Source organism: Streptococcus sp. 11273D007BT, assembly GCF_053547195.1.
The window spans coordinates 421,140-433,696 of record NZ_JBPWPE010000001.1 but is presented as its reverse complement, the minus strand read 5'-3'; the positions used below and the strand labels follow the sequence as shown (position 1 = coordinate 433,696).

The 12,557-nt window shown below is 37.1% G+C and carries 14 protein-coding genes and 1 tRNA gene; 3 read left to right on the top strand and 12 right to left on the bottom strand.

Annotated elements, in window-relative coordinates; translation table 11 throughout:
* Window positions 1-126 precede the first annotated feature (126 nt).
* From ACEE75_RS02380 to ACEE75_RS02350, 7 genes are all read right to left on the bottom strand, one after another.
* A complete protein-coding gene (locus tag ACEE75_RS02380; RefSeq protein ID WP_447574881.1) occupies window positions 127-2,493 on the bottom strand; it encodes an acyltransferase family protein in 2,367 nt (788 codons plus the stop codon).
* Entirely contained in the window at window positions 2,490-2,864 is a 375-nt protein-coding gene (locus tag ACEE75_RS02375; RefSeq protein WP_447574879.1) for a hypothetical protein, read from the bottom strand. Before ACEE75_RS02375 ends, ACEE75_RS02380 begins: the two co-directional genes overlap by 4 nt.
* 101 nt (window positions 2,865-2,965) lie before the next feature.
* A tRNA-Ser gene (locus tag ACEE75_RS02370) sits at window positions 2,966-3,052 on the bottom strand.
* A gap of 64 nt (window positions 3,053-3,116) precedes the next feature.
* Window positions 3,117-3,752, bottom strand: coding sequence for a tRNA (guanosine(46)-N7)-methyltransferase TrmB (trmB, locus tag ACEE75_RS02365; RefSeq protein ID WP_447574878.1), 636 nt, complete (start codon window positions 3,750-3,752; stop codon window positions 3,117-3,119).
* Between the two features lie 2 nt (window positions 3,753-3,754).
* A complete protein-coding gene (gene ccrZ / locus ACEE75_RS02360) occupies window positions 3,755-4,537 on the bottom strand; it encodes a cell cycle regulator CcrZ (RefSeq protein ID WP_447574876.1) in 783 nt (260 codons plus the stop codon).
* A 53-nt stretch (window positions 4,538-4,590) separates the two neighbouring features.
* Entirely contained in the window at window positions 4,591-5,628 is a 1,038-nt protein-coding gene (locus ACEE75_RS02355; RefSeq protein WP_447574874.1) for an ABC transporter permease, read from the bottom strand.
* Between the two features lies 1 nt (window position 5,629).
* Window positions 5,630-6,355 carry an ABC transporter ATP-binding protein gene (locus ACEE75_RS02350; RefSeq protein WP_447574872.1) on the bottom strand — a complete coding sequence of 242 codons (726 nt, stop codon included), beginning with the start codon at window positions 6,353-6,355 and terminating at the stop codon, window positions 5,630-5,632.
* Between the two features lie 66 nt (window positions 6,356-6,421).
* Between ACEE75_RS02350 and ACEE75_RS02345 the strand changes: the two genes are divergently transcribed.
* Both ACEE75_RS02345 and ACEE75_RS02340 read left to right on the top strand, forming a co-directional pair.
* A complete protein-coding gene (locus ACEE75_RS02345; RefSeq protein ID WP_447574870.1) occupies window positions 6,422-6,838 on the top strand; it encodes an HIT family protein in 417 nt (138 codons plus the stop codon).
* Window positions 6,839-7,135: a chemotaxis protein gene (locus tag ACEE75_RS02340; RefSeq protein WP_447574869.1), complete on the top strand. Its 297-nt coding sequence runs from the start codon at window positions 6,839-6,841 to the stop codon at window positions 7,133-7,135.
* 48 nt (window positions 7,136-7,183) lie between these two features.
* Here ACEE75_RS02340 and lytR read toward each other — a convergent pair whose 3' ends face one another.
* The 5 genes from lytR to ACEE75_RS02315 all read right to left on the bottom strand — a co-directional run bounded on the left by lytR (window position 7,184) and on the right by ACEE75_RS02315 (window position 11,563).
* Window positions 7,184-8,380 carry a glycopolymer--peptidoglycan transferase LytR gene (gene lytR / locus ACEE75_RS02335; protein WP_354369407.1) on the bottom strand — a complete coding sequence of 399 codons (1,197 nt, stop codon included), beginning with the start codon at window positions 8,378-8,380 and terminating at the stop codon, window positions 7,184-7,186.
* Window positions 8,381-8,388: 8 nt separating this feature from the next.
* Entirely contained in the window at window positions 8,389-8,910 is a 522-nt protein-coding gene (locus ACEE75_RS02330; protein WP_354369405.1) for a GNAT family N-acetyltransferase, read from the bottom strand.
* Window positions 8,907-9,344, bottom strand: a complete 438-nt coding sequence (gene tsaE / locus ACEE75_RS02325) for a tRNA (adenosine(37)-N6)-threonylcarbamoyltransferase complex ATPase subunit type 1 TsaE (RefSeq protein ID WP_354369404.1) — start codon at window positions 9,342-9,344, stop codon at window positions 8,907-8,909. Before tsaE ends, ACEE75_RS02330 begins: the two co-directional genes overlap by 4 nt.
* 88 nt (window positions 9,345-9,432) lie before the next feature.
* The gene (locus tag ACEE75_RS02320; RefSeq protein ID WP_447574866.1) at window positions 9,433-10,893 is read right to left on the bottom strand and encodes an NCS2 family permease; all 1,461 of its coding nucleotides are present in this window, start codon (window positions 10,891-10,893) and stop codon (window positions 9,433-9,435) included.
* A gap of 82 nt (window positions 10,894-10,975) precedes the next feature.
* The gene (locus ACEE75_RS02315; RefSeq protein WP_447574864.1) at window positions 10,976-11,563 is read right to left on the bottom strand and encodes a DUF1361 domain-containing protein; all 588 of its coding nucleotides are present in this window, start codon (window positions 11,561-11,563) and stop codon (window positions 10,976-10,978) included.
* Between the two features lie 94 nt (window positions 11,564-11,657).
* Between ACEE75_RS02315 and ACEE75_RS02310 the strand changes: the two genes are divergently transcribed.
* Window positions 11,658-12,470 carry a Cof-type HAD-IIB family hydrolase gene (locus tag ACEE75_RS02310; RefSeq protein WP_447574862.1) on the top strand — a complete coding sequence of 271 codons (813 nt, stop codon included), beginning with the start codon at window positions 11,658-11,660 and terminating at the stop codon, window positions 12,468-12,470.
* The last annotated feature ends 87 nt before the right edge of the window (window positions 12,471-12,557 follow it).

Below are 12,557 nucleotides of genomic sequence, written 5' to 3'. Positions count from 1 at the left end.
TGAACACAGATAGAGGCGAAGTTCTTACTCCGCCCCTTTCTCATATGATTTTTACATATTATATCACAATATCCCAAGATTGCAAGTAAAAAGATTAATAACAGACTGAGAGCTGTTTTTAATGCCCTACTTCCCTTCTTTGGTTTGTGCTTTCTCTAAAGCAGCAGCAATGTTATCAACATAATAACCTGATGCGAGCGCTAGCATCTCATAATCTTCAAACCCAACTTCGTGATCAAAGTGCACCTTGTCTGTTCCTTCCCAAATTTCAGGGTGCTCTTTAGCAACCTTAGACCAATCTGCCACAGTGATATACGAATATTTTTTTGCTAACTGTAATTCATATTCTTTTAATTGATTAACCGTAGCTGTCGGCTCATCCACATAATTTCCATTATAAGGCGTGACTAAAACCAAGCGTTTCCCACTAGGTAACTGGGCTAACAAATCATCTAAGACTTCCTTGAAATTTGTGATTTCATTCACGCCAACAGCTAAGACCAAATTCTTTGGTAAACTACCATTAGCAATATAATTTTTCACAATTTCTACCGCATCTGCTAAATTACGGTTAGACTGGCTATCAATGATAGCCGTTGGAAATTTGGCAGTCAGAGCATCTCCAGCATGAACAGCCACTGAGTCACCAACAATCAAGGTACTATCTAAAACTGTGCCTTCCCCTCCTGTTTTAAAGGGAGCAAGGGCATCTTTAATGGTTTGGATAAACAAATCTGACCCTTTAAGACTGGTTTCTGCGGTATGAGAAAAGTGCATCCCATCTGAACCCTCCCAAATTTCAGGATAATCAATAGCTGTTTGATACCAGTCTGCAATGCTCACACGGTCATACTGACCAACAAGGCTCCGCTCAAACTCTACCGTTGCCTTTGTTTCCTCTGGATACTCATCACGGCTATAAGGGGTTACCAATACTAAGTGCTTGTCTTCTGGCAACGCATTGACAAATTGCATCACATCATTTTCATAGTCATAAACAGAATTTGCCCCCACTGCTAAAACGACAAAATCAGGCAAAGTTCCATTATCAATATGGTTTTGATAGATCTCATAAGCCATATCAAAACTACGACTCACCTGAGTATCAATAATGGCATTTCCCAAAGCGCCAGGCATGGTTTCAAAGGCATCTAAGGCAACTGAATCGCCAATCACCATGACATTGTCATAGTTTTCTGCCACCACTGTAGAACTTGACTGTCCTGAGACCTCTACTAAGCGCCGTGTCGTGGCTAAACTGGTTGCTGATTGGCGTAAGCCTTTATCTAACATCCCAGACTCAAAATGTCCTAATTTTGGAGCCTTTTGAGCAATAGTGATCGTTGTGATGGTTGATAATAACACAACCGTGACCATCAATAACATCAAGGTCTGATTTAACCATTTCGGATTTTGTTTCAGAAAATCTGGTTTTCTCCCCATCAACAAGGGTTCGATGACATAAAAGGAAATCGCAGCCAAAAGACTGGAAAAAATGAGTGTGACAAACACCGCTATTTCATGTGGCATCAGTTCTTTGGTAATTTGATAAATTGGCCAATGAAAGAGGTAAATACCATAGGAAATTGCAGCTAAAATAGTTGCCCAGACAGGCTCTGATGTCTTCGGTAACTTATCATTTAAAACTCTAGTGCATACAATAAACAGAGTCGCCAACAAGCTAGCAGCTAAAAAGCCAACACTATATGTAATAGGATTGGTGAAACTAAGAAAAAGCGCTAAACTCACTAACCCCATAAGACTAAGACCTAGTCCGATGATAATTGTCTTTATTGGTAAAATTTGAGCTAGTTTTTGATAATAGACACTTTTTTCACGAATCCCAACAACAGTCGCTAGAAAGCTTCCTAAAAATAGCGGATAAGCGTGACTGAAGCTAGAATAATAAAGCACAGATTGCTCTACCCCAGTCTGCTGACCAAAAACCATCAGCGCCCAGCTAGCTAAACCTAACAGAATGGATAAAAAAGCCACAACTTTTTTAAAGTTTTTTTTAACCCACTTGAGCTGACCAAGTAAAACCAAGGCGATAGCCCATAAAATATAGTAATGCACCTCCACAGCCAAACTCCACGTATGCAACAGCAAATGGGGAGCAAACTGCGCCTCATAATGACTTCCTAAACGTATTTCATAAAAATTAGTGACAAATCCAAGCGCAGCTAAGATTTGGTTTCCAATAGAAGCTCTAAAGTCATCACGAAGGGCTAAGGTCAACGGGACACACATTAAAATCATAAAGAGCAAGGGAGGAACAATCCTGTAAAAACGCCGTCTAAAATAGCCAAGTAAGTCAATCTTTCCCTTTTTTTGAAACTCATCAATCAACAAAGCCGTAATAAGATAGCCTGAAAAGGTAAAGAAAATATCAACGCCTATAAAACCTCCAGGTAAAAAATCTTTATAAAAATGGTAAACCAAGACAAAAACTAAACCGATGATACGGACAAAAGAAAACCACTGTATTCTCATTTTTGATACATCCCTTGCTTAAACTTTCCTTCAAAAACACGCCCATCCTCAAGGGTTAACTTTCCTTGACCATGAGCTTGCCCTTTTTTAAAATCACCTTGATACGACCAACCTGCTGCTGAGGTAAAGGTTCCTTTTCCATCAAAACTACCATGGCTAAAATTCCCTTCATACCGATCTCCTGTATCGTAAACCAGACTACCTTGACCGTTTAGCCGATCATCTTGGACATAACCTGTGTAGTGAATTTTACCTTGATCTAAGGTTAGGCTTGTTTTTTTAGGTGCTTGCCCTAAACTAAAAAGAGCTGCTCCTAATATCCCAAAAACACACCCTAACTCCAATGAACTTTTCAAAAATCTCTGTTTCATTTCCTTCCTTTTTCTAGTAAAAAAAGCTAGTGATGAGCTAGCTTTTTTTTCATATTGTTATCCTTACTAGTCGTCAGCTTTTATACTAGTAATTTCACTAAAGGAGAGGAGGGGATTCGAACCCCCGAGCCCCGTTAAGGACTACACGCTTTCCAAGCGTGCGCACTCGGCCACTATGCGACCTCTCCATCAATAATAAGAACAAAATTTGCCCCTATTATATCTCATTTTGATAATATTAGCAAGCTAATTTTAAAATTGAGCTTCCACACGATAAATCACTTGACCCTTGTTAGAGAATTTTTCCTCATACTCTGTCATAACATTACCTTCATAGTCACTAGCATGTAAATCCAACCAAACTTGTTTTAATAACATACCATATTGTGAAAAACTTGCCAGACTATACTCAAATAAACCACGATTATCTGTCTTAAAATGAATTTCACCGTTTTCAGGTAAGATTTGTTTATAGGTATCTAGAAAACTCTTATAAGTCAAACGACGCTTCTCATGACGTTTTTTAGGCCAAGGATCACTAAAGTTAAGATACATCAAATCAACTTCACCATCAGCAAAATAATTAGTCAAGCTAGAACCATCAACTAATAACAACTTCACATTTGGCAAATCAGCTTCCAAAACCTTGTCTAAAGCATAACTCAAAACCGATAATTGAATATCAATTCCAATATAATTAATATGAGGATTTTGTGCTGCCATCCCTGTGATAAAACGTCCTTTACCTGATCCAACTTCAATATGAATAGGATGATCATTGCCAAAAACCTCATGCCAATGGCCCTTAGCTTCTTCTGGTTTTGTAATAACGTACTGAGGATGATTAGCTAATAAATCCTCAGCACCTTTACGTTTTCTCATGCGCATAATTAAAACTGCTCCCTAAATTTGCGTAATGCATAAATTTTCTTGTTAACGTATTCCATATCTCCAATTGCAAAAAATTTCACAATTTCAGACAGATAATTAAATTGTCCATACCACTTAACCTTACTCAAAACCTCTTCAGGAGTATGGTAGCCATAATAGTGTAGCCAACTCTTCCAATTCTGACGTGGGATATAGTGGCTGAGCAAATAAGCAATGTCATACATACGATCTGTTAGACGAACAGAATCCCAATCAACCAAATAAATCAGACCACTTGTGGTAATCACCCAATTGCTATGTTTCACATCACCATGAACAATAGTAGCTTGATCTTGCTCAAACTCTGGCAAGGTTTTTCTTAATTCTTGAGCGACAGATTGTAAAAAGGAATTTTTTTGAATGTCAATTGGTGCACTAGCTTGCCAACTTGTTAGCAAATCATATGGATTTTCGATTTTATAGTTTAGTTGTAACAACTGATTCACAAGATGACGTGATTTATGTAAACGTAACAAAATATGCACAATTTGCTTACTAGTCATATCCTCTTTGGTTAAAATCCGTCCTTGTAACCATTCTTGAGCCGTCATCATGCCACCATTAGCTTGACGTTTTGCCCATAATAGTTGAGGAGCAATTTGTTCTTTGGCTAGGGCTGCTAAGATTGGTGTCGTATCCATTTTAACAAAGATGCGCTGACCGTCTGGATAAGTCCCAATAAAGGCTTTACCACTTTTGCCTTTTAAAGGCGTCAATTCTAAATTATTTTCTTCCAATGACACCTACTCCTCCTTCTAAAACAACAGTATTATTTATTTTACTCGTTTTGACGAACTTAGTCAACAATCTTTCTGATTTTATAAGCTAAATAGATTTCAACCAGTACCACTTGGCCTAAAATCAACCCTAAACTAAACCATGAAAAACCTGTAGCCATTACTTCAAAAAGAACAAGGACATAAGCTAAGCCTCTTAGGACATTCAACAAGCCCTTCTTTTTATCAGATATTTCTAATGAAAATAAACGCGGAGCATAGGTGTAATCATAAACATGATATAAGCCTAAAAGCTGGAATAATAGTAAATAATTTAGTGTCAGAGTCAGACCAACTGCCAGTAATTTTTGAGGAAGAAAAAGTAACACTAAGAGGGAGATAAAAAACAGGCGAAGGGTCAAACCAAAATAATCTCCTGTACGAAATAAGGCTCTAATCAGAAGATTTTCCCAAGTAAAGCGGTGAGCTTGAGGCATAAAAGATAAGAGCCAATCTAAATAAGCCCTTCTTTTAACACTTGTTTTGACGCCCTTAACTGTTGTAAACAAGGCAAAAAAACTTAAAATTCTACGTTGACGCTTATTCTCAATCGCTATTACTCGATCCCAGTTCAAGAAGTCACCCTCAACACTTGCTTTTTTTCTATAATGACTGATGATGTAACGTAAAATAATCAGACTCATCACAAACAAAATAAAATGGATAAGCGATAAACCTAATTTTAAAAATAAAGGTAAGACTAAAACTAAGATTGCCGTTTGAAGGGATGAATAAGTCCAAAAACTACTCCGATAGGCCTTACGAACTTCTTTTAATACCTCTTCTTCTTTTGTCAAAAAGTAGAGCTTATCGGCTTTCTGAACATAAGTGGCAGGTCCACCTAAAAAAGGTAATAGCAAGGAGACGGAAAATAAAACAAGCGCAATAGGATACGGATTCTTAGGAAAGTTTTGCAATAATTGGCTGTATTGTACCAATACAAATCCTAGTAGAAGCATTAAGACTAAAACAAAGTGATCATTCAAGACATACCGCAGATACTTCAAGGATTGCTGTCTAAAAACGTGTCGCCTTTTTCTAAAAGCATTTTCTACCATTTTAAGCCTCTTTCGTCAATTTCATATAAATGGCCGTCAAATCTGCTTCAGGATCTCCAAATTGTTGACGAAGTTCTTCCAAACTACCATTAGCTCTAACTTCTCCTTTATGAAGAATGACAAAGCGATCGCACATTTTCTCCGCTGAATCCAGCACATGAGTGGACATTAAGATAGACTTGCCAGCTTTCTTTTTTTCAGCTAATAACCTTGTCAAATCGGCGATGGCAATGGGATCTAATCCCAAGAACGGCTCATCCACAATCAACAAACTAGGATCAACCAATAAGGCGCAGATAATCATCACCTTTTGCTTCATTCCCTTAGAAAAATTAACAGGAAACCAATCAAGACGATCGGTCAAGCGAAAAAGATTAAGCAGCTCCTTTGCTTGGTCCATGGCTTTTTCATAGTCTAGATCATAAGCCATAATGACCGTTTCAAGATGCTCTTTTAACGTCAATTCTTCATATAAAATTGGGGTTTCTGGGATCAAAGCTACTTTCTTTCGATAAGCTGCTAAATCATCAGACAAACGTAATCCATCAATACTAATCGTTCCTTGATAAGGTTGTAATAATCCGATAATTTCATTTATGGTGGTTGATTTTCCCGCCCCGTTCAAACCAATCAGGCCAACTAATTCTCCATCTGCTACTTCAAAAGAAATATTTTTTAAAACAGGAATATTGACATATCCCCCTGTTAGATTTTCGATTTTTAACATAAGTTTTCTCACTAAAATTTGATATAATCATTATAACAAAAAGACTTAACTAAAGGAGAAATCAATATGGAGAATTGTATTTTTTGTCAAATTATTGCTGGAGAAATTCCATCATCTAAAATTTATGAAGATGATCAAGTGCTAGCTTTTTTAGATATTTCTCAAACAACCAAAGGTCACACCTTAGTGGTTCCAAAAACACATGCTAGAAATACACTTGAGATGACTGAAGAGGCTGCAGCACAGTTATTTAGTCGTATCCCTAAAATTGCCCGCGCCGTTCAATCTGCTACACAGGCTAAGGGAATGAATATTATTGCTAATAACGAGGAAATTGCAGGTCAAACCGTTTTTCATACACATATCCACCTTGTTCCTCGATTTGATGAAAACGATGGCATCGCTATTCACTACACTACACACGAGCCTGACTTTACAGCCCTAGCTGAGTTAGCTAAAACAATTTCCAAAGAGGTGATTTAATTGAAACTATCCCATTTTGCCTTAATCAGTGGGTCAGCTGTTCTTGCCTATACCCTTTATAAAAAAAGAGACCACATCACACAATTTGCTCAAGAAGGTCTTAAAAATTTAGATGAAGCTAAAACGGATTTAGATAATATCCAAAATAACCTTGTTATTATCCAAGAGCAAACACAATTACTCCAAAAATACGGTCAAGATTTTCAGCAAAAATGGCGGTATTTTGAAAAGGAAAAAGATGCCCACATCTCTGAAATTAATCGCATTCTAGGACACTATCAAAAAACAAACTCATAAAAATATCCCCTAACAGAAAATTCTGTCAGGGGATATTTTTATAAAAGACTACTGAATCGGTTGTAAAGTAGTTGTATCTTGATAAGTTTGTTGATATTGACCAACTGATGACGGAGCCTCTTGATAAACAGTGCTTGGAGTATAAGTCTGATCGGCTACAGTCTGATCTGAAGAATACGAATCTGTTACAAAATCCTCTGAATAAGCACTGCTACCCTCTAAACTTCCACCATAGTAATCTTCATATAAGATTGCCGTCGTTGTCAAAGTTTTACTAGTTTTAAGTCCTAGTGCTTTCTTAATGCGATTTTGAACAGTTAATAAATGTTCAGAAGTGACTAGCTGATAAGAACCGCCATTAATGGTAGCATCTTCACCTTTTAGCTGGTAGGTCTTGATATTTTTCAAAGCATCACTATAGCCTAACAAGCTTGGAATGGTTGAAGAGCTAATTTCAATATTAGTCTGCATATTGCCACTAACTGCTTTTAAAATGTCCTTGTACTTGCTCACACTATCTAAAGCTAAGACCTTCTTGACCACTTTTGCGATGACCTCTCGTTGACGACGTTGACGACCATAGTCTCCCTCAGGATCATCATAACGCATGCGCGCATAAACCAAAGCTTGATCTCCATTGATATGATGTGTCCCTGGTTCAACAGTTGCCGTATAAGCAGGTTCATTTGCTTCAATAGAAATAGGGAAATCAAAATCATTTGTCACGGTGATACCACCTACGGCATCAACAAGCTGTACCAAACCTTCCATGTTAATCTGAACATACTTGTCAATTGTAATATCTAACATATCTTGAATGGTCATAATTGCCATTTGGGCTCCTCCAGCCGCATAGGCTTCATTTAGCTTCGCCTCAGAATTTGTGGCTTCATTATTTTTAGGTCCAGAAAGATTAATTAAAATATCACGCTCTAAACTTGTCATAGTTGTCTGATTCGTTTTAGGATTTATGGTCAATAGGATCATTGAATCACTATTTCCTTCCCATTTCGATGTTCTATCAGCAGAGCCTGTATCAACTCCCATTAACAAGATAGAAAAAGGCTTTGTCTGCTTAATAACATCCTGACTCCCCGAATTTTCTGAGGTATTAAAATCCTTAAACGTTTTTGACAACTCCTCTGTTGAAAAACCATAAATATTAGAAGTATAGACTCCTAGTGCAACCAAACTAAGTGTAAAAATTGCACCCAACATTAACAAAATTTTTCTACCAATTTTCATACGACTCTCTAATTTATCAGCTTACTCATCAAGTAAACATCTAAAAACTCCCCATCTTTTGTTCTTATGCCACGTTTTTTCAAACCTTCTATCTCAAAACCAAACTTTTCATAAATATGGATAGCCCGTTTATTGCGCTTTTGAACTGTCAGCTCCAAGCGTCTAATCTCTCTTGTTTCTAATGCCCAATTGACAGCCGTTTCCAAAAGAACTTGCCCTATACCGTACCCCCAATAATCTCTTTTAACAGCAATAAAAACATCACCTATATGAGATAAGGCAGGATCTTCTTCTCCTTTAATATTAATCAGTCCCAAAATAGTCTCTGGTGTTTTAGCCACGAGACAAATATTATTAGTCGACGCACTAGACCATTCTAGAAAATCTTTCAATGCTTCTTTTGTAAAGGAATCGCTAGAAGTCTGCCAAGCAATGTAGTCCGTCTCTTCCTTAATGAGTAATAAGGCTTCTAATAATGCTTCTGCATCAAGTGGACTTGCTTCTATAATATCTAAGGTTGTTTCTGTCATCCAAGGTCTCCAATAACTTCTTTTGAACGTGGGCCACTTGCAGATAAACTCACACAACGACCATCATCAACCTTGCGGATTACAACCTCCAGATAATCACTTGGTAAGCTATCATTAAGAAGCTCTCCCCACTCAATCACTGTGACACCCTGACCAAAAAGAAATTCATCTAAATCAATAGAATCAGGATCTTCTCCAATACGATAGACGTCTAAATGATATAAGGGAAGTCGCCCCTCATATTCACGAACTATAGTGTAAGTGGGGCTTTTAATCATTTGGGTGATCCCCAAACCACGCGCCAAGCCTTTGGTCAAGGTTGTCTTTCCAGCACCCAGATCTCCTGTTAATACTACTACATCTTGTTTTTTAAGAACTTGACCTATTTTTTGACCAATAGCCATTAGTTCTTCTTCGTTATGACTTTTAAACATAAGGAAATTATATCAGAATTCTCTTTCTAATGCCACAGCTAAAAGAAAGCAAGGAAAAAAGAGAAGCTTGAGCTTCTCTCCAAACATCCTATAAGATGGCTAAGATAACAAAGTTTAAAATAAATAAACCGGTTGCCACCCACAAAATAGGATGGATATCTTTAGATTTTCCAGTAGCGACTTTAACCAAGCAATAGAAAATAAATGCGGCTGCAATCCCGTATGAAATCGAGTAGCAAAGTGCCATAAAGAAGGCTGCAAAGAAAGCTGGAAGAGCTTCTTCAAAGTTTTGCCAATCAACATCTAGGAATGAAGATACCATCATCACACCAACAATGATTAAGGCTGGTGCAGTCGCCGCTGCTGGCACAACACCAATGAATGGCAAGATAAGAATAGAAAGTAGGAAACAAACTGCTGTAGAAACAGCTGTTAAACCAGTACGTCCACCAGCTGAGATACCTGCTGCTGATTCAACATAAGTCGTCGTATTAGATGTTCCAAAAATAGCACCGATAGATGTTCCAATCGCATCTGCGAAAAGAGCACGGTCCATCTTGGAATTAAACCCTGTGCTATTTTCAAGTGCTGCTTCATCTTCTGCTGAGAAGATTCCTGTTTTACGGCCTGTTCCAATAAAGGTTCCTAGAGTATCAAAGGTATCTGAAAGACTAAAGGCAAAAATCGTCATCAAAACAAGAGGTAAACGACTAGAATCACTAAAGAGTGAGCTCATGCCGCCAAAGGCTGCAAGGAAAGTTGTCCCCAACTCTTTAAACCCTGTACCAATATGATTGTTAGCAAAATCAATTGCTGATAGGTCAACTACTCCCATAGGAATACCGATCAATGTCGTCACAACAATCCCCAAAAGAATACCACCACGAACATTTTTAATGACTAAAAATGCTGTTAAAATTAACCCAATGACTGCCAGTAAAACACTTGGATCCGTAAAGGTTGAAATAGCTGGGACAACACCACCATTACCAAAAACAGATGACACACCATTTTCAAATGTTTTTGCCGTTGCATCTGCTGGTGCGACACCATTGACTGTAATGATGTTACTTGCAGAGGTTGAGAAGGTAATTAAATTAGCATTTTTAAATCCTAGGTAGGCAACAAAAACACCGATCCCTCCACCAATAGCATGTTGTAAACTAACTGGTATGGCCTTAATAATGCTTTTACGCACCTTAGTTACTGTGATAAAGATGTTAAACAAACCACAGATAAAGACCATAGCTAGCGCTTCTTGCCAAGAAAAGCCTAAACCAAAAACAACCGTATAAGTAAAGAAAGCATTTAACCCCATACCTGGTGCTAAAGCATAAGGGACATTAGCAAAGAGTCCCATAATTAAGGTTGAAATAACACTAGCAATAATCGTTGCTAGAAAAACAGCTTGTGTCGGCATCCCTGCTGCACCCAAAATAGATGGGTTGATAAAGAGAATGTACGACATTGCAAAGAAAGTAGTAATACCAGCAAAAATTTCTGTACGAACTGTGGTATTATGCTCTTTTAAGTTAAAAAACTTTTCCATTTGATTTGGATTCTCCTTTTTTCCGAACATTATTCAATTATACAAAAAAAACATTCCTTTTTCAAGGAATGTTTCTCCTTTTTTATTCTTTCTCTGCAAATACCAAGACCATTATCTGGATAAAGGTAAATCCTAAAATAAAAGGTAGCGCCTCCCACGAAACCACTTCTACTATTTCCTTAACAACAATCATCGGACGGGTAAAAATATCCCATGAATTTAATCTAGCATAACGTCCAATATGAATCGCAAAACTCGAAATAAATGATAAGCCACCAATGGCCAACAATCGTAAAACATAAGACTGTAGCTTAAACGCTTCAAAAATTAAGCGAACACTTTCAACACCAGCCATAACCCCAAAAAAGATACTAGGCACATAGAGCATAAATAAAATCATACTCTCTCTTTGCCACAAAACGGTGCTGGCAAAGTGCATATGTACAATATCTGTTACCATATAAAACGTATTAGGATAAAAAAATAGCCACAGTCCTGTCGCAATAACCTTTAAAATCCCTTGTTTACTCCAATGCGCTATCACTGCAAAATCTAGTGCCACTAAGGCTAAAAACATATTCCAAATAAGGTTTGGTCCTTGCAAATTATAACGTAAAATACTTGCTGAAATCAGCATAAAAAATAAATGAATCAATAAATTTTTCTTCATATTTAATTACTCCTAAACGAACCTTTCTTTAATAGATATTATAACACACTTCATCTAACTTTATCTTCATCCTTATTTTTGATATAATAAGCCCATGACAAAAAAAGTAATTGCTATTGACTTGGATGGTACCTTATTACAAAGTGATAATACCATCTCTGACTATACTATCGAAACCATTAAGAAAATCCAAGAACAAGGACACCTCGTCATTATTACCACGGGCCGTCCTTACCGCATGGCTATTGAATATTACAAAATATTAGGCTTAACAACTCCTATGATTAATTTCAATGGCTCACTGACTCATATTCCTGAAAAAAAATGGGAATGGGAGCATAGCATCAAAATTGATAAGAAGTATCTCTTTGAAGTTCTAAAACACGAAAAAAGTTTTGAGATGGACTTCATTGCCAGTGAATACCGCAAAAATTTCTACGTCACTAACCATCACCCAGATACTATAAAACCAGAACTATTTGGTGTTAAGAAAGTGACACCAAATATGGTATTGATTCCAGAAAAAATTACTCGTGATCCTAATGCTCTTTTGATGCAAACGCGTGCTAAAGATAAATACCAATTGGCTTTAGATATTAAAAAGCACTTAAATGATGCTATCGAAGTTGATTCTTGGGGTGGGCCACTTAATATTCTTGAATGCTCTCCTAAAGGAGTCCACAAAGCATACGCACTCCATTATCTCTTAAAAGCCTTAAATAAATCTCAAGATGATTTGATTGCCTTTGGTGACGAGCATAATGACACCGAGATGCTAGCTTTTGCCAAAGTAGGTTATGCTATGAAAAATGCTAACAAGATCCTTCTTCCTTACGCAGACCAAATGACAGATTTTGATAATAATCAAGATGGTGTTGCCAAACAATTAGAAAAGTTATTTTTGTAGAATATTTTTAATATTTTATTTTTTTCTCTGAAATAGGCTTAATAAAGGACTTTTTCCAACTTTATTAAGTCTATTTTTCTGTCATCA

Excerpts from the sequence above, each read along its gene's own strand:
- ACEE75_RS02380 (WP_447574881.1), bottom strand. The coding sequence starts at position 2,493 with ATGAGAATACAGTGGTTTTCTTTTGTCCGTATCATCGGTTTAGTTTTT.
- ACEE75_RS02375 (WP_447574879.1), bottom strand. The coding sequence starts at position 2,864 with ATGAAACAGAGATTTTTGAAAAGTTCATTGGAGTTAGGGTGTGTTTTT.
- trmB (WP_447574878.1), bottom strand. The coding sequence starts at position 3,752 with ATGCGCATGAGAAAACGTAAAGGTGCTGAGGATTTATTAGCTAATCAT.
- ACEE75_RS02355 (WP_447574874.1), bottom strand. The coding sequence starts at position 5,628 with ATGGTAGAAAATGCTTTTAGAAAAAGGCGACACGTTTTTAGACAGCAA.
- ACEE75_RS02350 (WP_447574872.1), bottom strand. The coding sequence starts at position 6,355 with ATGTTAAAAATCGAAAATCTAACAGGGGGATATGTCAATATTCCTGTT.
- ACEE75_RS02345 (WP_447574870.1), top strand. The coding sequence starts at position 6,422 with ATGGAGAATTGTATTTTTTGTCAAATTATTGCTGGAGAAATTCCATCA.
- lytR (WP_354369407.1), bottom strand. The coding sequence starts at position 8,380 with ATGAAAATTGGTAGAAAAATTTTGTTAATGTTGGGTGCAATTTTTACA.
- ACEE75_RS02330 (WP_354369405.1), bottom strand. The coding sequence starts at position 8,910 with ATGACAGAAACAACCTTAGATATTATAGAAGCAAGTCCACTTGATGCA.
- tsaE (WP_354369404.1), bottom strand. The coding sequence starts at position 9,344 with ATGTTTAAAAGTCATAACGAAGAAGAACTAATGGCTATTGGTCAAAAA.
- ACEE75_RS02320 (WP_447574866.1), bottom strand. The coding sequence starts at position 10,893 with ATGGAAAAGTTTTTTAACTTAAAAGAGCATAATACCACAGTTCGTACA.
- ACEE75_RS02315 (WP_447574864.1), bottom strand. The coding sequence starts at position 11,563 with ATGAAGAAAAATTTATTGATTCATTTATTTTTTATGCTGATTTCAGCA.
- ACEE75_RS02310 (WP_447574862.1), top strand. The coding sequence starts at position 11,658 with ATGACAAAAAAAGTAATTGCTATTGACTTGGATGGTACCTTATTACAA.